We start from the raw sequence: 18,247 nt of genomic DNA, 5'->3' as shown, positions 1-18,247 counted from the left end.
GCGTTTTTAGCGGTTCGACATTTTTTTCAACTCCTCCTTGATGCGATACAGGCGCACGGATACGTTTTTGGTCGAGATGCCGACGATGGCACCTATCTCTTTGTAGCTCATGTTTTCCAGCCATAGCAGGACGATGGCACGGTCGAAGGGTTTGAGCCGGTGGATGCGGTCGTAGAGCTGCCGGATTTGCCGGGAGTCCTCGTCCTTGTCTTCAAACAGGTTGATGTCCATGGTCAGTGGAAGGGTGGCCCGCTTCTGCTTTTCCGTTCGTAGGAGATACAGGTGTTGAAGCTCACCTTCCAAATCCAGGTGTCAACGCTGCTGCGGTTCTGGAAAGACGCGTAGCCTTTCCACAGATTGATGAGCACTTCCTGAAACAGGTCGCTGACTTCATCGGAATCTTTCGAGAACATGAAGCACACCGTGTAGATGGTGCTTTTGTGCTCCCTGATCATTTGCGCAAATGTAGTATCCAATGTTTCCATATCGAATTGAGTAGTTGTTTTTGTCCGTTAGACGCAGGCGCCGTCGGAAAAACTACACAAAAATAGAACTTTTTGGGGAGGAATATGAGAAAGTGCCAAAGAGGGACTGGCAGATTGTAGCATGAAGGCGCGGATTACGTGGAAATTCACGGATTGATTTTACATCCTTTTCCGTGCTCTTCCGCGTAATCCGCGCCTTAATAATGTACTTTATATATTTAAGGATGACAGTTCGTACTATTGCTTCTTCAGCGTGAACTCCAATTTCTGCAATCCTAATTTGTAGACATTGGCAAGAATCAGTGCGTAATGCAGTTCTTCGCCTGCCTGCATGGAACCGGTGATATGATTGAACTCGTCCTCCGGAACTATATCCTTGAACATCGGTCCCGATGAACCGTTTCTGATTAGGCGGATTTCATCCGTAAGGGGTGACAAAACATAAATATAAGTTGCCTGATAAGGGATGCGTTGGAAATCTATCCAATTCGGATCATCTTTAGGGAGAATGTTTTCAATCCAAAGCCTGGCCATGTCATAGGAAGGCAGCAGGTCTCCATTATTATATCTTATATGACCTTCATCGTCAACCAGCAGTTCTTTTCCCATAGCAATAGCATACTTGTTGATGGGGCATGATTCTTCATATTCGATATCTTCTTCCGATTGGATTTCTTTGTCATCCGGTGTCTCAGGCTCAGTGACAAGCCGGTCCTGAAGAATGGATACAAGCGTATAGGTGCGGTCTGGGGCATCCATCGGCGGATTGGCAAGAATGGTTCTTTTGCCCCGAAGTTCATATTCATGCCCTCGTTCGTAGGTGAAGCCTTCGATGGCATCGAAAGCAAGCGGTTGCCATTCTTTGAAATTGTCTTCGGTCTTGACGAGCATACATTCGATGGGGTGCTCTCTATCAGTATCGAATAGAGCATACATGATGCCCGTTTCCGAAGATACCGACATGGCAATCTCCTTCACAATATCTGTAGGCTTGTCGTCATTATTACAAGCTGTCCAAAAGAGGCAAACGAACGTAAACAGGAAAATGATGAACTTGCTCATGGTTATACAATTTCTCTATAGGTTCAATAGAGGTTTTAGGTTTGAAATGCCAGAAACGTGAGCCGGTATGCCGTTTTTTCAAGTATGAGACGGGCATAACGTTTCTTCTTTCTCTCTCACATGTCGTTTCGGTTAGGAAGGATATTCTTAACTCAATTACAAAGATAATAATCCTATTATAATTTCCTGTCATCGGACGTATTTTTCCCTTTCGCTTGCTCAAAGCTGTTTGCTTTTGAAATGGAAGTGTTATCTTTGTGCCAAGGTGTACCATTATTATGAGAGTATGAAAAAAAGTCTGATACTTTGCCTGTTTATTTTTTGTAGTCTTTGCCGGGTGCAGGGACAGACCGAAGTTTGTTTGGTGGGGACGAAGCATGAACCTCGTGTATACTTCAATAGCGACAGTGTCTATGCCATTCTGTTGCGAGTACAGCCTGATGTCGTGTTGATGGAGCTGGATTCTTCTTTCTTCGACAAAAACTTCCGCTTCAATCTGGAGAAGTATCCCGACCTTCTGTCGACTAACGAAACCATAGGAGCGCACCGCTACCAGCAGGAGCAGGGTGTGGATTTACGTCCTTTCGAAATTACGGGCCGGAATGAATGGTATCGGGAGCATCGGTACTTTGAACGGCAGGACAGCATGTGGCGTGACGCATTGGCCTTGTATCGGGCGGATAAACTGAGCCGGAAAAATCGGGAGGACATGGAGTTGATTCTCCAAGTGATGAACTATAATGATATGAAATTCGCTTCACCCCGCGACATGAATTCCAGCATGACGATGGGATACTTGTCGCTTCGTGAGTATATCCTTTATCAGAAGTTGGTGTCCATTGTGGAAACGGAGGAGATGCTCAATCATTGGCGAAGCTTTGTTCGTCTTTGGTCGTCCCGTTGGTATGAGCGCAACGTGGTGATGGCTGCCAATATCCGCCGGATGGCCGAAGTCTATCCTGGCAAGCGTCTGTTGGTATTGGTCGGTCTGGAACATAAACCCGGACTCTTGAAGTTGTTGAAGGAGTGTGAGGGGGTGGAGCTTAAGGAATACTGGGAATTTTAGGCATAAGGAAACGCGTAGACAAAAGTTATGATTGGATAATGAAAACGAACGATATTCTGGATAATCTCAAGATAGAACAGTTGAACCCTATGCAGGAGACCGTAGGGCGTGTGTATGAATCGTGCAGAAGCCTGATTGTGCTTTCACCCACCGGCTCGGGAAAGACGCTGGCCTTTCTCTTGCCGTTGGTACAAGGGCTGTCGGCCTCGACGGAGGCAGTGCAGGCGGTTGTGTTGGTTCCTTCGCGCGAACTGGCCTTACAGATAGAGGGTGTATTCAAAGCCATGAACACGGGTTTCAAGGTGATGAGCTGTTACGGAGGCCGTCCGGCCATGGACGAGCATCGGACAATGAAGAGCCTGAAACCGGCAGTTATCGTGGGGACGCCCGGACGTATGAACGACCATCTGCACAAGGGTAATTTCGGCGTAGAAGAGATTCGGACGCTGGTCATCGACGAATTCGACAAGTGCCTGGAATTCGGCTTTCAGGAAGAGATGGCCGAAGTGGTAGGTCAGCTTCCCGCCCTGAAAAAACGGGTGCTGCTTTCGGCGACCGATGCCGAAGAGATTCCTCGGTTTACGGGGGTGGCCGAAGGAGAGGCTGGCTTAGAGAAACTGGATTTCCTGACGGAAGGAGGAGTCTCTTCGCGACTGACTTTGCAACAGGTCCTTTCGCCCCAGAAAGACAAGCTCGACACCTTGTACAGGTTGCTTTGCACCGTGGCTTACAAGCCGACACTGGTGTTCATCAACTACCGGGAGAGCGTAGATCGCGTGGTCGGTTACCTGCAATCGAAGAAGTTTCCTTGCGAGGCTTTTCATGGAGGCATGGAGCAGCCCGACCGCGAACGGGCACTTTACAAATTCCGGAACGGCAGCTCGCCCGTATTGGTGTCTACCGACCTGGCTGCCCGTGGACTTGACATACCTGGCGTGGAGAATATCGTGCACTATCATTTGCCGGTCAATGAAGAGGCCTTTACACACCGCAACGGACGTACTGCCCGCTGGGAGGCTACAGGCTCGTCGTTCCTGCTGCTCCATTCGGAAGAACGATTGCCCGAATATGTACCTCAGGATATCCCGGTTTTTACGTTGCCCGAAGAAACGCCCAAACCTGTCAAGGCACGATGGACTACCTTATATATAGGTAAGGGGAAAAAAGATAAGTTGAACAAGGTGGATATTGTAGGTTTTCTATATAAGAAAGGTGGCTTGTCGCGCGAAGACGTGGGGCAGGTCGACGTAAAGGACCACTACGCTTTTGTGGCCGTCCGCCGCAGCAAGTGCAAGCAGCTGCTTTCCTTGGTTCAGGGCGAAAAAATCAAGGGAATAAGGACTTTGATTGAAGAAGCCAAGTGATGAATGACACTGTTTTAACTTTCATTTTGTAAACTATATAGTGGGTATATGGAGCAATAATGGTTTTGGCTCTTACATTTTGATAGGTTCTTTAGGTGAAATTTGCTATCTCTACATAACAAAATAGTGGGTATATGCGGCGAAATGCAATAAATTGGAAAGCATTTCCCCCTGAAAGGTGAGAAAATGAATGGAAAAGTTTGGTTTATTGAATTAAATCCGTAAATTCGCCATGTCGAAAGACATAAATAACGCATCGTATAACCAAAACTATTTTTACAATGAAAAAGCATAATTTCAGTGCAGGACCTTCCATCCTTCCGCGTGAAGTCATCGAAGAAACAGCAAAAGGTGTATTGGATTTTAACGGCTCAGGCCTTTCCGTTATGGAAATCAGCCATCGTTCCAAAGATTTTCAGGCCGTGATGGACGAAGCGGTTGCCTTGTTCAAGGAATTGCTGAATATCCCTGACGGTTATTCCGTTCTGTTCCTCGGTGGTGGTGCCAGTACCCAGTTCTGCATGGTTCCCTATAATTTCCTTGAAAAGAAAGCGGCTTATCTGAATACAGGCGTTTGGGCCAAGAAGGCAATGAAAGAGGCCAAAGGTTTTGGCGAGACGGTAGAGGTGGCCAGCTCGGCAGAATCTACCTATACTTATATCCCCAAAGATTATACCGTTCCGGCAGACGCCGACTATTTCCATATCACAACCAACAACACGATCTACGGTACTGAAATCTTGAAAGACCCGGATTCACCCGTACCCATGGTGGCCGATATGTCGTCTGATATCCTTTCCCGTCCTGTAGACGTTTCCAAGTATATCTGTATTTACGGGGGTGCCCAGAAAAATTTGGCTCCTGCAGGTGTGACGTTCGTGATCGTGAAGAACGAGGCTGTGGGCAAGGTTTCCCGCTACATCCCGACCATGCTGAACTATCAGACTCACATCGACGGTGGTTCGATGTTCAATACACCTCCCGTACTGCCCATCTATTCCGCCATGCTGACCCTCCGGTGGATCAAGGCCCAGGGTGGGGTGAAGGAAATGGAACGCCGTGCCATCGAAAAGGCTGCGATGCTTTATGGAGAAATAGATCGCAACAAGTTGTTTGTAGGTACGGCTGCCAAGGAAGACCGTTCGCGCATGAATATCTGCTTCGTCATGGCTCCCGAATACAAGGAACTGGAGGCTGACTTCCTGAAGTTCGCTACCGAAAGAGGTATGGTGGGCATCAAGGGACACCGTTCAGTGGGCGGTTTCCGTGCATCGTGCTACAACGCTCTTCCGAAGGAAAGCGTACAGGCCTTGATAGACTGCATGCAGGAATTTGAGAAACTTCATTAATTTAGAATAAACCAATTGTTCTTCACCACAGATTGCACAGATTACCACAGATACTCTTATGGGATGATGACTGTGATGATGGTGTGTTCTGTGGTGAATTCTTTTTTCAACCATTTAAAAACACTGTAGTTATGAAAGTATTGGTAGCAACTGATAAACCGTTTGCCAAAGTGGCCGTAGACGGCATCCGTAATGAGATAGAAGCAGCAGGTTACGAACTGGCTCTGCTGGAAAAATATGGCGAGAAAGCCAAATTGCTGGAAGCTGTGAAAGATGCCGATGCCATCATTATCCGTAGTGATGTCATCGATGCGGAAGTGCTCGATGCAGCCAAACAGCTGAAGATTGTGGTACGTGCCGGGGCCGGTTACGATAACGTGGATCTGGAAGCCGCTACGGCTCACAATGTATGCGTGATGAATACACCGGGGCAGAATTCCAACGCCGTAGCCGAACTGGCTTTTGGACTGATGGTGATGGCGGTACGCAACATGTACAACGGCACGTCCGGCTCCGAGTTGAAGGGAAAGAAGCTGGGTATTCATGCATACGGCAATGTAGGCCGCAACGTGGCACGTATAGCCAAGGGCTTCGGTATGGACATCTATGCTTACGACGCTTTCTGCCCCAAGGACGTGATCGAGGCTGACGGCGTGAAGGCCGTGGCCAGTGCCGAGGAGCTCTATTCTACTTGCAACATCGTTTCCTTGCACATACCCGCAACTGCCGAGACAAAGAACTCCATTAATCATGCCCTCGTGGGACGCATGCCGAAGGGTGGTCTGTTGGTAAATACGGCCCGCAAGGAAGTCATCAACGAAGCCGAACTGATCCAGCTGATGGAAGAGCGCGCTGACCTGAAGTATATGACTGACATCATGCCGGCTGCCAACGAAGAGTTTGCTTCCAAGTTCCCCGGCCGTTACTTCTCTACGCCCAAGAAGATGGGAGCCCAGACGGCTGAAGCCAACATCAATGCCGGTATCGCTGCTGCCAAGCAGATTGTCGGCTTCCTGAAAGACGGTTGTGAGAAATTCCGTGTGAACAAAAAATAATACTCATTCAGATTTCAGAAACGATATCATGGCAACAATCAAACCATTCAAAGGCATCCGTCCGCCACAGAACCTGGTGGAAAAAGTAGCTTCACGCCCTTACGACGTGTTGAACTCTGACGAAGCCCGTGCTGAGGCCGAAGGTAATGAGATGTCGCTCTATCATATCATCAAGCCCGAGATTGATTTTCCTGTAGGTACCGATGAACACGATCCGCGTGTCTATCAGAAGGCCGCGGAGAATTTCCAGAAGTTTCAGGACAAGGGTTGGCTGGTGCAGGACGAAAAGGAAAATTATTATATCTACGCCCAGACCATGAACGGCAAGACCCAGTTCGGCCTGGTGGTAGGTGCCTACGTGCCTGATTATATGAACGGAGTCATCAAGAAGCACGAGCTGACTCGTCGCGACAAGGAGGAAGACCGCATGAAGCATGTCCGCGTGAACAATGCCAACATCGAGCCGGTATTCTTTGCCTATCCCGACAACAAGACACTTGATGCCCTCATTGCCCGCTATACAGCACAGAAACCGGTGTATGACTTTGTGGCTCCCGACGACGGTTTCGGCCATACCTTCTGGATTGTCGACCAGCCGGAAGACATCGCTACCATCACGCGCGAGTTTGCCAAGATGCCTGCCCTTTACATTGCCGACGGGCACCATCGCAGTGCGGCTGCCGCCTTGGTGGGTGCCGAGAAGGCCAAGCAGAATCCCCATCATCGGGGCGACGAGGAGTACAATTACTTCATGGCCGTCTGCTTCCCTGCCAACCAGCTGACCATCATTGACTACAACCGCGTGGTGAAAGATCTCAACGGCTTGACACCCCAGCAGTTTTTGGAAGCATTGAACAAAAATTTCATTGTGGAAGAGAAGGGTACGGAGATTTACAAGCCTGCGGGGTTGCACAACTTCTCCCTTTATCTGGATGGCAAGTGGTATAGCCTGACAGCCAAGCCTGGTACTTACGATGACAATGACCCCATCGGTGTGCTGGACGTCACCATCTCATCCAATCTGATTTTGGATGAAATCTTGGGCATCAAGGATTTGCGCTCCGACAAGCGTATAGACTTTGTGGGTGGTATCCGTGGATTGGGCGAATTGAAGCGTCGGGTGGACAGCGGAGAGATGAAGGTAGCTTTGGCGCTTTATCCGGTTAGCATGAAGCAACTGATGGATATCGCTGATACCGGCAACATCATGCCGCCCAAGACAACGTGGTTCGAGCCGAAACTCCGTTCGGGACTCATCATCCATAAGTTGGAATAAAGAAAGGATATTTGTCTGATAGAAAGGAGGGCGCGTTCAATTCCGATGAACGTGCCTTCCTTTTTTATTGCCATTTGCGTGACCTCAGAATCAGGTAGGAGGCCAGGCCGGCAATCAGCATGATTCCCCAGGCCATGAGGTATCCGTACTGCCAGTCAAGTTCCGGCATAAACTTGAAATTCATGCCCCACACGCCTACCAGGAAAGTCAGCGGGATGAAGATGGTCGATACAATGGTCAGTCGTTTCATGATGTAGTTCATGTGCATGTCGCTGTTCGAGATGTAGAGGTCCATCAGTGATGACAGGGTTTCGCGACAGCCTTCCGTCAGTTGGACGGCGTTGAGCAGGTGGTCGTTGACATCGTTGAAAAAGGGACGGTTGGTTTCGCTGACCAATTCGGAGTCGGGATGCAGAATCCGGGAGTATTGGTCTTTCAGCGGAACGACTGTACGCTTTATCTCCATGTAGCGTTTGCGCAGCAACTGCAACTGCATGCGGATGTTGTAGCTGGTAGTGGCGGCCAGCAGTTCCGTTTCCAAATCGTCCAGCTGGTCGCCTATTTCGATAGCCAGTGAAACGTAGCTCGAAACCAGTTCGTTGAAGAGGACGGAGAACAGATAGTCGGACGTGCGTGTGCGTATCTTCAGAACATTTTCCTGCAGGGCCTTGACGGCATCATCGAAGAAAGTGGCTTCCCCTTCGGTAAAGGTCAGTACGACATCCTGCCCCTGTATCAGTCTGACGGAAGAGACCACATCACCGTGGAAGATGCGGGTCACCACAAAGTTGAAGTCACCGTTTTTCTCAATCTTGCTGGGATGGTCTACGTTCAGGATGTCCTGCATCATCAGGAAGTTGATTTTGAAATGAGTACAGATGTTCTTGATGTATTCAGTATCTTTCAGCCCGTGGACTCTGACCCAGAGCTTGCTTTCGTTCGTACCCTTTGCAACAATGTCTTCAAAAGTAGTGCAGATGCTTTCGTCGAAATGTTCGGCCGAGTAACGGAGCAGATGTACATGGGTATGTGTACCGTTATCTCCATTGTAGGTGAGGTGTTCAGACAGCAGATTGTTTTTCATAAACGTTCTTTTTGAATGATGGTACAAAGGTAGAAATTCTGTTCTATAATTGATATAAATCAAGAAAGCGTATATGAAAAAACATCTATCTTTGCAGCGGTTTTAGTTTATAAAAAGATTGTAGCAAATGAAATTACCCGAAGAACCGATGATGCTTTATAGCTTCATCAACATGAAATTAAGAGATTTCTATCCTTCGCTTGATGCTCTTTGCGAGGATATGAACGTAGAAAAGGCAGACATTGTCAGAAGACTGAAGGCTGTAGGTTTTGAATACAGCCCCGAGCGGAACAGATTCTGGTAATCGTTCTCAAAGTTATAGTTGTTACTTTTTTGAAATGGGAATGCATTCCGGCAGATACTTGCCGTGATTCATTCCTATTTTTTTGCTTATAAGCGTTCTGTTGTTAATAAATTGCAAAAATGGGGCAGTCCGATGTTACTTTTGGTGCTTTTCGCTTTCTAAGCAAATGTGAGGCCTGTCGGCTTTCCCTTATTCCGGATGTCGGGAAGGGCAGGTCCAATTTGTAGTAACATTAATTAAAAAGGAGATTTTTATGAAAGCAAAAGTAATGTCATTGATGGTATTTGTCCTGTTGGTTGCAGGAAGTTTGTCAGCACAGGTAGAACAGAAGACGATGGGTGAGAAGGCAAAGAAACCTCGTATGACGGAGGAAGAGATGATACAGAAACAAACGGAACGGATGTCTGCGGCCTTGCTGTTGGACGATGCGACGTCTGCCAAGTTTGCTCCCGTTTACCAGCAATATCTGAAGGATCTGAGTGACATCAGGAAAGAAGCCCGTCAGGATTGTCCGGCTGCAGGTGCACAGTGCCAGAAAGCGGAAAAGAAGGCTTTGACCGATGCGGAGATTGAAGCTCGGATTGAACAGCGCTTTGACCGATGTCGCAAAATGTTGGATACGCGCGAGAAGTATTATAAAGAATTCAAGAAAATGCTGACCGCCAAGCAAATTGAGAAAATTTTTAAGCAGGCTCCTTGTCAGGGTGGTCACCGCATGCATCAGTTCGGTCACAAGCAGATGCCGATGGCCAAGGGGCAACTGCCGATGCACCGTCAGAACTGCCCGTTGCAGAAGTAAACCCGAAATGGGGATAAGAATCAGGAGGCTGTCTCAAAATTAAAAACAGAGATAAGTTTACTTACAATTTATAAGCTACAACATAAAAACCTCCTGCTTTTAGTCTTATAATTGCAATAAATAAGGGCTAAAGCAGGAGGCTTTTTATTACTAAGTTTCAATCTGTAAGATTATTACTTTTGAATTTCTATTTTGAGACAGCCTCCTGATTGTTTGATAATAGGCTGACCGGAGCGGCTTATTGGGCCAGTCCGTTGATTTCGTCCAGGTTCTTTTGGATGTCGGCGTCGGTGAGCGAGTAGTTCACCAAGTCGCCTGCGAGGAATTTGTCGTACGAGGCCATGTCGATGAGGCCGTGGCCCGAGAGATTGAACAGGATGACTTTCTCTTCTCCCGTTTCCTTGCACTTGTTAGCCTCGCGGATGGTGGCGGCGATGGCGTGGCACGATTCGGGCGCCGGGATGATGCCTTCGACACGGGCAAAAAGACAGCCGGCATCGAACGACTCCAGCTGCTGGATGTCGACAGCTTCCATCATGTGGTCCTTCAGTAACTGTGAAACGATGACACCGGCACCGTGGTAACGCAGTCCGCCTGCATGGATATTGGCAGGGGCAAAGTTGTGTCCCAGGGTGAACATGGGCAACAACGGCGTGTAGCCGGCCTCGTCACCGTAGTCGTACTGGAACTTGCCTCGCGTCAGCTTGGGACAGGAAGCAGGTTCGGCCGCAATGAATCGGGTTGTCTTTCCTTCCAGAATGTTGTGACGCATGAAGGGGAAGGAGATGCCGCCGAAGTTGGAACCTCCGCCGAAGCAGGCAATCACCATGTCGGGATATTCGCCGGCCATGGCCATCTGCTTTTCCGCTTCCAGGCCGATGATGGTCTGGTGCAGGGTGACGTGGCTCAGGACAGATCCCAAGGTGTATTTGCAGTTGGGCGTGGTGCGGGCCAGTTCGATAGCCTCGGAGATGGCTGTTCCCAGTGAGCCCTGATGGTTGGGGTGGGCCGTCAGGATGTCTTTTCCTGCACGGGTCGACATGGACGGCGAGGGGGTGACCTGCGCGCCATAGGTCTGCATGATGCTGCGGCGGTAAGGTTTCTGCTCATAGCTGATCTTTACCTGATAGACGGCGGCTTCCAGTCCGAAGAGTCGGGCGGCATAGGCCAGGGCGGCTCCCCATTGTCCGGCGCCGGTCTCGGTTGTCACGTTGGTCACGCCTTCTTTCTTGCAGTAATAGGCCTGTGGCAGGGCGGAGTTCAGCTTGTGCGATCCCATAGGGCTGACGCTCTCGTTCTTGAAATAGATGTGTGCCGGTGTGCCCAGTGCCTCTTCCAGTCCGTAGGCACGTACCAACGGCGTGCTGCGGTAATACTTGTACATGTCGCGCACTTCTTCGGGGATTTCGATCCAGGAATCCGTCTGGTTCAGCTCCTGGTGACACAGCTCTTTGGCGAAGATGGGGTAGAGGTCTTCGGCTTTCAGCGGCTGGCGGGTGGCTGGGTTCAGAGGTGGCATGGGCTTGTTCACCATGTCGGCCTGTATGTTGTACCAATATTGTGGAATTTCGTCTTCCGTCAGGATAAATCTTTTTGTTCGTTTGCTCATAGTGGTTAGTTTTTAAAATTTGTGCGTCCAAATGTATGGATTATTTTTAAATATCTGTCTTTTTTCTATAATTATTTTGTTTGTTATGTCGTTTTTGTTGTTTGAAGACGCTGCCGGCTTACCTTTCGACTTGTTTATTTCCTGCAGTTTCGCTTGGTGTTCCCCTTGATTTTTCGTTTCTTTGTCTGGTGCAATCCAGAATCTTTCCAACATTGCACGTTACATTTGTTGCCATGAAGATATTAGTAGTAGAAGACGAGCAGGACTTGCGTGAAACCATCCGCACTTCGCTCCTGAAAGAAAAATTTGTGGTCGAGACTGCCGCAGACTATCATTCGGCATTCGACAAGATCAATGACTATGATTACGACTGCATTCTGCTGGACATCATGCTGCCGGGCGGAAGCGGTCTGGACCTGCTGCGTGAGCTGAAGCGCTTGCACCGCAGCGACAGTGTGCTCATCATTTCGGCCAAGGATTCGCTGGACGACAAGGTCGACGGGCTGGAACTGGGAGCTGACGACTATCTGACGAAGCCTTTCCACCTGGCCGAACTCAACGCCCGCGTGAAGTCGCTGATACGCCGCCGGCAGAACAACGGCGATACCAGTGTGACCATGGGCAACCTGGTACTCTACCCTGACAAACGGCAGGCCGAGGTGGACGGCGTCCCCATGCAGCTCAATCGCAAGGAATTCGACCTGCTCTATTATTTTGTAGTCAATCCCAACCGGGTCATCAACCGCATGAGCCTGGCTGAATCTGTCTGGGGGGATAACATCGACCAGGCTGATTCGCTCGATTTCATCTATTCGCAGGTCAAGAACCTGCGTAAAAAAATGAAGCAGGCTGGGGCGACGGTGGAGGTGAAGGCTGTTTACGGTTTCGGTTACAAGCTGTCGGAAGTATGAAGCTGCTTCATTATACCTATTGCAAGCTCTCCCTCTGGCTGCTGGGATTGATGGCTGTGTGGGGTGTGTTGTTCTATTACACTATTATGTACGAAGTAATGGACGAGACCGATGACACGCTGGAAAACTATGCTCAGATTATCATCAACAATGCTCTTTACGACCCTTCGACGCTGGAGACCGAAGGCAACCTGATGTCCTTTTACTATTTCCACCCCATTTCGGTAGAGGAGGGGGAAGACTATCGCGACATGTTCTACGATTCGCTGGTCTATGTGGAGAGCGAGGACGAGCACGAGCCGGTACGCGTTTACCGCACGGCTTTCCGCATGCCCGACGGACAGTTTTACGAACTGGAACTGATGATATCCACCTTGGAGCGCGACGATATGGTCAATGCGATGTTCTGGTACCTGGCGGCGTTGTTCGTTCTGTTCCTTTGTTGTACGGCTGTCGGTACACGGCTCATTCTTCAGAAGATATTCCGACCCATGAATAGGCTGATGGACTGGTTGCAGCGGTTGCATCCCGGGGCAGAGGTACCGCCGTTGGACAACGATACCGGTATCCGCGAATTCCGCCTGCTGGGCGATGTGGCCTGTGACATGGCCAACCGCAGCCACAAGGCCTACGAGGAGCAGAAGCAGTTCATCGAGAACGCCTCGCACGAGTTGCAGACTCCGCTGGCCATTGCCCGCGGCAAGCTGGAACTGCTGGCAGAAAGCGACGGCATGACCGAAGAGCAACTGAAGGAGATTGATTCCATTTATGCCACCCTGGGACGGGCCGTGAAGCTGAACAGAGCCTTGCTGCTGCTTTCGCGCATCGAGAACGGACAGTATGCCGAGACGGAAGACGTATCGGTGGACGAGTTGCTGGACGAGCTGTTGCCCGACTTGATGGACATCTACGAGCATAAGCAGATCCGGCTGGAACGGTTGAAGGGAGACGCTCCTTTCGTGATACGTTGCAACGCTTCGCTGGCCCATATTCTTGTCACGAATCTGGTGAAGAACGCCCTTCTCCATAATTTGGATGGAGGAAGATTGGTGGTGCAGACTACTCCCGTATCGCTGGTAGTGAAGAACAGCGGAACGGCTCCGCTGGACGAGGCCATGTTGTTCAAACGCTTTGCCCACAGCGTGGACCGCAAGAAGGAGTCCACCGGACTGGGGTTGGCCATCAGCGAGGCCATTGCTTCGGGCTGTTCGCTCCATCTGTCCTATCAGTGGGAAGACGGTATGCATGTCTTTTCGCTGGTTAAATAGTGTAAAAAATCGGGACATGTTCTGTTTTTCCCGATTTTTTCCCAATTTGCCTGCTTCCTTTGCATCATAAACGATAACAAAGAAAGTATTAACTCATAAAAAGAAGAAAGAAGATGAAAAAGATGATTGCCTTCCTGATGGTGATGGTGTTGACCGTACAGCTCGGTTTTGCCCGCGATGTGATTACAATGGATCCCAAAGAACTGCCGGCTGCGGCCCAGACTTTCTTGAAACAATATTTCGGCAATCGGCAGATTTCCTATATAAAGGTGGAAAGTGAATTCCTCTCGAAGAAATATGAGGTGGTGATGACCGACCGTACGAAGATTGAGTTCGACGGCAAGGGCAACTGGGAAGAAGTGGATTGCAAGCGGGCTGAACTGCCCAAAACGTTGGTTCCGGCGTATATACAGCAATATGTCAACGCACAATATCCGGGAGTCATTTATCACAAGATTGAGCGCGACCGCGGTGAGGTCGAAGTGGAACTGAGTAACCGTCTTTCACTGAAGTTCAACAAGAAGGGACAGCTGATAGACATAGATGACTGACCTGGTTAGGTTTCTCTTTGAAGTAGGGTGAAGAAAAAGACCCGTTTTCAACAGTTGTTTGCCCAGCTTAAAGCATTCGTTTTCCCAGCTCAAATGAATTGTTTAAGCTGGGTAAACGGATTGTTTAGGCTGGGCAAAATGTTGATTTTCTCTGCTTAAATGGAAGAGAAATTATGATGACATTGTCTTTACTTTTATCTTTATTTTTTTAGTATATTGCTTTAAGCCTTTGCGGTGTCCCTGCAAGGCTGTTGCTGTGATGTCCCGTTACATCGGGTGGTAGTCCTTGGCCAGTCCGCCTTCGCTGGTTTCCTTGTAGAGCGAGGGCAGGTCGTTGCCGGTCTGTTTCATCACTTCCACCACCTTGTCGAACGACACGCGGTGCATGCCGTCGGTGAACGATGAGTAGAGGTTGGCGTCCAGCGCACGGGCGGCGGCATAGGCGTTGCGCTCGATGCAGGGTATCTGTACCAGTCCGCACACAGGGTCGCAGGTCATGCCCAGGTGGTGCTCCAGACCCATCTCTGCTGCATATTCAATCTGGGCCGGGCTTCCGCCGAACAGCTGGTTGGCAGCGGCCGAGGCCATGGAGCAGGCGGTACCCACTTCGGCCTGGCATCCGGCTTCGGCTCCCGAGATGGAGGCGTTCTGCTTCACGATGTTGCCGATGAGTCCGGCTGTGGCCAGCGCGCGCAGGATGCGGATGTCGGTGAATTCGCGGCTCTTCTGCAGGTGGTAGAGAACGGCGGGAACCACGCCGCACGAACCGCAGGTAGGGGCCGTCACAATGGTGCCTCCGGCGGCATTTTCTTCACTGACGGCCAGGGCGTAGGCAAAGACCAGTCCGCGGCTTTGGAGCGAAGCCTTGTAACCGCTGGCGCGGATGAAGTAGGTCGATGCCTTGCGGCGCAGGTTCAAGGGGCCGGGCAGCACGCCTTCACTGTCCAGTCCGCGGTGGATGGCTTCCTTCATGGTGGTCCACACTTCGGCCAGATAGTCCCAGATGTCGCTTTCCTCGCATTCCTTTACGTACTCCCAGTAGCTCTTGCCCGTACGTTCGCACCAGTGCAGGATTTCTGTCAGGTGGTTCATTTCGTAGACATCGGGCGTGTTGACCGACGCGTCGCCGTCATTTTCTTCAGCCAGGGCGCCTCCGCCGATACTGAATACCGTCCACGAGTCGGTCTCCTTGCCTTCGGCATCCACAGATACGAACTTCATGCCGTTGGGGTGGAAGGGCAGGAAGATTTTGGGCTCCCAGATGATTTCTACCGGTGCGGCGGGTTGCAGAGTTTCGGTGATGGCCACGTTGGTCATGTGGCCTTTACCCGTGGCAGCCAGGCTGCCGTATAGGGTTACTTTGAAGCCGGCGGCTTCGGGATGTCGTTTCAGGAAGATTTCGGCAGCCTTGCGCGGTCCCATGGTGTGACTGCTCGAAGGTCCGGTGCCGATGCGGTAAAGTTCTTTGATTGATTTCATAGGTCGTCTATGGTTATGGATTCTTGATTTGATTAGTTATTCTAAGTCGACTACGGTGATGCCTGCTCCGCCGAACTGTACATGCTCGTCCTGGAAGTGGCGTACGCCGGGCACGGTCTGCAGGTATTGCCGGATGAGGGTGCGCAGGATGCCTGTCCCTGTTCCGTGCAGGATGCGGACACGCGGTACGCCTACCAGGATGGCGTCGTCGATGAAGTAGGTCACTGCCTGCAGGGCCTCGTCGCCTCGCATGCCGCGCACGTCGATGTCCTGCTTGAAGGCGAGCTTCTTCTCGTACATACTGTCCTGCGTCTGGCTGCTGAGGAAGGTGGCCTTGGCGTTGGTCGGAGTGGTCTGCGGTCGGGCCTGTGTCACTTCCAGGCGGTCCAGGCGGACAGTAGTCTTCAGGCTTCCGAAGGCCACGACGGCACTCTTCCCGCCCACTTCCATCACTTCGCCCACAGCGGTCTGCCCCTTGATGCGGACACTGCAGCCGGGCACGATGGCCTTGAGGCGTTCGGCTTCCTGGCGTGCCTGACGGGCGGCTTGTTCTTCGGGTGACAGGGCCGGGGTTTCAGCCTTGCGGTTCTTCTTTTCCTTTTTGCGGTTCTGCTTCTCCTTCAGCTTCTCCATCTTGCGGGCTATCTTCTCTTCCAGTTCGCGGCCGGTCTGTTCCTCGAGGTTCTCGCGGAAGTCGGTCAGCTCCTGGCGTGCCTGGCGGGTCTTTTCTTTCTCGGCCTGCGACTCCTTGATGGTGCGTATGGTGTTCTCGATGCGTGCGTTGGCTTCCTGCATCAGCTGCTCGGCCTCTTCGCGCGCCTTCTTCAGTATCTCTTTCCTTTCTTTCTGCAGCGATTCCATCTCGGCCTGGTAGCGGGCGATGGTTTCTTCCATCTGCTTCTCGCGCTGGCGGATGTTCTGTCGCTTGGTTTCCCAGTAGCGCTTGTCGCGGACGATGTCCTGCAGGTACTTGTCACTCTGGATGTATTCGCTGCCCACGATTTCGGATGCATCGGCGATGACGTCCTCGGGCAGACCTATCTTGCGGGCAATTTCCACGGCGAACGAGCTGCCCGGGTTGCCTATCTGCAGCTGGAAGAGGGCCTGCATCAGGTGTCGGTCATAGAGCATGGCTCCGTTTACCACCCCTTCGTGGTTCTCGGCGAAGTGCTTCAGATTCTGGTAGTGAGTAGTGATGACACCGAAGGCCCGCTTCTGGTTGAACCGCTTCAGCACCGCTTCGGCAATGGCACCACCTATCTGTGGCTCCGTGCCGCCGCCGAATTCGTCGATGAGGATGAGGCTCCGCTCGTTGCACTGCTTCATCATGATTTTCAAGTTCGTCAGGTGTGACGAGTAGGTACTCAGGTCGTCCTCGATGGACTGCTCGTCACCGATGTCGATGAAGATGCTGCTGAAGATGCCCGCATGGCTGCGTTCGTGCATGGGGACGGGCAGTCCGCATTGCAGCATGTACTGCAGCAGTCCGACGGTCTTCAGGCAGACCGACTTGCCGCCGGCGTTGGGGCCGGAGATGATGAGGATGCGCTGCTTGTCGTTCAGTTCGATGTCCAGCGGCACCACTTTCTTGCCGTGGCGGGCCAGCGACAGTTGTAGGAGCGGATGCACGGCCATGGTCCAGTCGATGACCTGCCGGTCCTCGACCACAGGCTTCAGGGCCGAGGTCTGCAAGGCCAGCAGGGCCTTGGCGCGGATGAAGTCTATCTCGGCCAGAAATTCGTAGGACAGCAGTACGTCGGGAATCTGCGGGCGCATCCGGTTGGAGAAGTCCGTCAGGATGCGGATGATTTCGCGTCGTTCGTCGCTCTCCAGCTCGCGGATGCGGTTGTTGGCCTCCACCACCTCGGCCGGCTCGATGAATACCGTCTTTCCGCTGGCCGATTCGTCGTGGACGATGCCTCTTATCTTCCGTTTCAGAGCGGGAGCCACAGGGATTACCAGTCGGCCGTCGCGCATGGTGGGGGTCACGTCCTTGTCTACCACACCTTCGCTCTGTGCGTTGCGCAGGATGCTGTTCAGCGAGCGCGAGATGCTGCCCATGGTCGAGGCCAGCTCGCGGCGGATGCGCGCCAGTTCGGGTGATGCGTTGTCCTTGATTTTTCCGTAGGGCGACAGTATTTCGTTGATGCGGGCGATGAGTTGCGGAAATACGTTGATGTCGCCGGCCAGCCTGTTCAGGCGGGGATAGGGGATGTTCTCCTCTTCCGTTTCCTGCCCGTCATTGCCTGTCGCCTTCAGGAAGCGCACGATGTCGCGGATGGTTTCCAGCGAACGGCGCAGGTCGAATAGTTCCTGCTCGTCCAGATACATGCCTTCCACTCGTATGCGCCGCAGGGCCGGGCGTACGTCAAAGAAGTATTGTGCCGGAAAATTGTCTTCTTCCTGCAGGATATGTATGAATTCGTCGGTCTGTTCCAGTCGTTCGTTCACTTCACTGAAGTGGTCGGTGAAGGTCATTTCCGTCACCCGTTCCTCACCCAGTGGGCTGAGGCATTTTTCCTTCAGCAGCTGTCTGATCTGGTCGAAACCTATCTTTTGTTCAAAGTTTTGTGGATATATCATGG

The 18,247-nt window shown here is 51.2% G+C and carries 15 protein-coding genes and 1 pseudogene; 10 read left to right on the top strand and 6 right to left on the bottom strand.

Annotated features, from left to right (window positions below; all coding sequences use genetic code 11):
• Window positions 1-6 precede the first annotated feature (6 nt).
• Both BQ7483_RS09905 and BQ7483_RS09900 read right to left on the bottom strand, forming a co-directional pair.
• Window positions 7-485, bottom strand: a pseudogene (locus BQ7483_RS09905) (RNA polymerase sigma factor).
• 237 nt (window positions 486-722) lie between these two features.
• Window positions 723-1,547: a DUF4377 domain-containing protein gene (locus tag BQ7483_RS09900; protein WP_083535696.1), complete on the bottom strand. Its 825-nt coding sequence runs from the start codon at window positions 1,545-1,547 to the stop codon at window positions 723-725.
• Window positions 1,548-1,833: 286 nt separating this feature from the next.
• On the opposite strand from BQ7483_RS09900, the gene BQ7483_RS09895 reads away from it, so the two are divergent.
• The 5 genes from BQ7483_RS09895 (at window position 1,834) to BQ7483_RS09875 (ending at window position 7,657) form a co-directional block, all read left to right on the top strand.
• Entirely contained in the window at window positions 1,834-2,613 is a 780-nt protein-coding gene (locus tag BQ7483_RS09895) for a DUF5694 domain-containing protein (protein ID WP_139247623.1), read from the top strand.
• Window positions 2,614-2,651: 38 nt separating this feature from the next.
• Entirely contained in the window at window positions 2,652-3,977 is a 1,326-nt protein-coding gene (locus BQ7483_RS09890; protein ID WP_072545753.1) for a DEAD/DEAH box helicase, read from the top strand.
• 281 nt (window positions 3,978-4,258) lie between these two features.
• The gene (serC, locus tag BQ7483_RS09885; RefSeq protein WP_072545752.1) at window positions 4,259-5,326 is read left to right on the top strand and encodes a 3-phosphoserine/phosphohydroxythreonine transaminase; all 1,068 of its coding nucleotides are present in this window, start codon (window positions 4,259-4,261) and stop codon (window positions 5,324-5,326) included.
• A gap of 131 nt (window positions 5,327-5,457) precedes the next feature.
• A complete protein-coding gene (locus BQ7483_RS09880) occupies window positions 5,458-6,381 on the top strand; it encodes an NAD(P)-dependent oxidoreductase (RefSeq protein WP_072545751.1) in 924 nt (307 codons plus the stop codon).
• Between the two features lie 28 nt (window positions 6,382-6,409).
• Window positions 6,410-7,657, top strand: coding sequence for a DUF1015 domain-containing protein (locus tag BQ7483_RS09875; protein WP_072545750.1), 1,248 nt, complete (start codon window positions 6,410-6,412; stop codon window positions 7,655-7,657).
• A 64-nt stretch (window positions 7,658-7,721) separates the two neighbouring features.
• Here the strand turns inward: BQ7483_RS09875 and corA are convergent, their stop codons facing one another.
• Window positions 7,722-8,741 (bottom strand): magnesium/cobalt transporter CorA, encoded by a 1,020-nt coding sequence (gene corA / locus BQ7483_RS09870; RefSeq protein ID WP_022021049.1) that lies wholly within the window; start codon window positions 8,739-8,741, stop codon window positions 7,722-7,724.
• A 127-nt stretch (window positions 8,742-8,868) separates the two neighbouring features.
• On the opposite strand from corA, the gene BQ7483_RS09865 reads away from it, so the two are divergent.
• On the top strand, window positions 8,869-9,045 hold the full coding sequence (locus BQ7483_RS09865; RefSeq protein WP_022021050.1) for a DUF4250 domain-containing protein: 177 nt from the start codon (window positions 8,869-8,871) through the stop codon (window positions 9,043-9,045).
• A gap of 253 nt (window positions 9,046-9,298) precedes the next feature.
• Complete coding sequence (locus tag BQ7483_RS09860; protein ID WP_072545749.1) at window positions 9,299-9,844, top strand: hypothetical protein; 546 nt, start codon at window positions 9,299-9,301, stop codon at window positions 9,842-9,844.
• A 238-nt stretch (window positions 9,845-10,082) separates the two neighbouring features.
• On the opposite strand, the gene BQ7483_RS09855 is transcribed toward BQ7483_RS09860, so the two are convergent.
• Complete coding sequence (locus tag BQ7483_RS09855) at window positions 10,083-11,453, bottom strand: TrpB-like pyridoxal phosphate-dependent enzyme (RefSeq protein WP_022021052.1); 1,371 nt, start codon at window positions 11,451-11,453, stop codon at window positions 10,083-10,085.
• Window positions 11,454-11,686: 233 nt separating this feature from the next.
• On the opposite strand from BQ7483_RS09855, the gene BQ7483_RS09845 reads away from it, so the two are divergent.
• The 3 genes from BQ7483_RS09845 to BQ7483_RS09835 all read left to right on the top strand — a co-directional run bounded on the left by BQ7483_RS09845 (window position 11,687) and on the right by BQ7483_RS09835 (window position 14,183).
• A complete protein-coding gene (locus BQ7483_RS09845) occupies window positions 11,687-12,364 on the top strand; it encodes a response regulator transcription factor (protein ID WP_022021054.1) in 678 nt (225 codons plus the stop codon).
• A complete protein-coding gene (locus BQ7483_RS09840; protein ID WP_072545748.1) occupies window positions 12,361-13,632 on the top strand; it encodes a sensor histidine kinase in 1,272 nt (423 codons plus the stop codon). The genes BQ7483_RS09845 and BQ7483_RS09840 overlap by 4 nt, the downstream gene beginning before the upstream one ends.
• Before the next feature lie 113 nt (window positions 13,633-13,745).
• Window positions 13,746-14,183, top strand: a complete 438-nt coding sequence (locus BQ7483_RS09835) for a PepSY-like domain-containing protein (protein ID WP_022021056.1) — start codon at window positions 13,746-13,748, stop codon at window positions 14,181-14,183.
• A gap of 267 nt (window positions 14,184-14,450) precedes the next feature.
• Here the strand turns inward: BQ7483_RS09835 and BQ7483_RS09830 are convergent, their stop codons facing one another.
• Window positions 14,451-15,662 carry an L-serine ammonia-lyase gene (locus BQ7483_RS09830; RefSeq protein ID WP_022021057.1) on the bottom strand — a complete coding sequence of 404 codons (1,212 nt, stop codon included), beginning with the start codon at window positions 15,660-15,662 and terminating at the stop codon, window positions 14,451-14,453.
• A gap of 36 nt (window positions 15,663-15,698) precedes the next feature.
• Window positions 15,699-18,245, bottom strand: a complete 2,547-nt coding sequence (locus BQ7483_RS09825) for an endonuclease MutS2 (protein WP_022021058.1) — start codon at window positions 18,243-18,245, stop codon at window positions 15,699-15,701.
• Window positions 18,246-18,247: the final 2 nt, after the last annotated feature.

This window comes from Mediterranea massiliensis (assembly GCF_900128475.1).
GTDB lineage: Bacteria > Bacteroidota > Bacteroidia > Bacteroidales > Bacteroidaceae > Bacteroides > Bacteroides massiliensis_E.
Note: the sequence above shows the minus strand (reverse complement) of the source record. Positions and strands in the feature narration are given on the sequence as shown.

Bases quoted from the DNA above. Each gene is read 5' to 3' on its own strand.
- BQ7483_RS09900 (WP_083535696.1), bottom strand. From the start codon at position 1,547: ATGAGCAAGTTCATCATTTTCCTGTTTACGTTCGTTTGCCTCTTTTGG.
- BQ7483_RS09840 (WP_072545748.1), top strand. From the start codon at position 12,361: ATGAAGCTGCTTCATTATACCTATTGCAAGCTCTCCCTCTGGCTGCTG.
- BQ7483_RS09890 (WP_072545753.1), top strand. From the start codon at position 2,652: ATGAAAACGAACGATATTCTGGATAATCTCAAGATAGAACAGTTGAAC.
- BQ7483_RS09845 (WP_022021054.1), top strand. From the start codon at position 11,687: ATGAAGATATTAGTAGTAGAAGACGAGCAGGACTTGCGTGAAACCATC.
- BQ7483_RS09860 (WP_072545749.1), top strand. From the start codon at position 9,299: ATGAAAGCAAAAGTAATGTCATTGATGGTATTTGTCCTGTTGGTTGCA.
- BQ7483_RS09825 (WP_022021058.1), bottom strand. From the start codon at position 18,245: ATGATATATCCACAAAACTTTGAACAAAAGATAGGTTTCGACCAGATC.
- BQ7483_RS09895 (WP_139247623.1), top strand. From the start codon at position 1,834: ATGAAAAAAAGTCTGATACTTTGCCTGTTTATTTTTTGTAGTCTTTGC.
- corA (WP_022021049.1), bottom strand. From the start codon at position 8,741: ATGAAAAACAATCTGCTGTCTGAACACCTCACCTACAATGGAGATAAC.
- BQ7483_RS09875 (WP_072545750.1), top strand. From the start codon at position 6,410: ATGGCAACAATCAAACCATTCAAAGGCATCCGTCCGCCACAGAACCTG.
- BQ7483_RS09880 (WP_072545751.1), top strand. From the start codon at position 5,458: ATGAAAGTATTGGTAGCAACTGATAAACCGTTTGCCAAAGTGGCCGTA.
- BQ7483_RS09830 (WP_022021057.1), bottom strand. From the start codon at position 15,662: ATGAAATCAATCAAAGAACTTTACCGCATCGGCACCGGACCTTCGAGC.
- BQ7483_RS09865 (WP_022021050.1), top strand. From the start codon at position 8,869: ATGAAATTACCCGAAGAACCGATGATGCTTTATAGCTTCATCAACATG.
- BQ7483_RS09835 (WP_022021056.1), top strand. From the start codon at position 13,746: ATGAAAAAGATGATTGCCTTCCTGATGGTGATGGTGTTGACCGTACAG.
- serC (WP_072545752.1), top strand. From the start codon at position 4,259: ATGAAAAAGCATAATTTCAGTGCAGGACCTTCCATCCTTCCGCGTGAA.
- BQ7483_RS09855 (WP_022021052.1), bottom strand. From the start codon at position 11,453: ATGAGCAAACGAACAAAAAGATTTATCCTGACGGAAGACGAAATTCCA.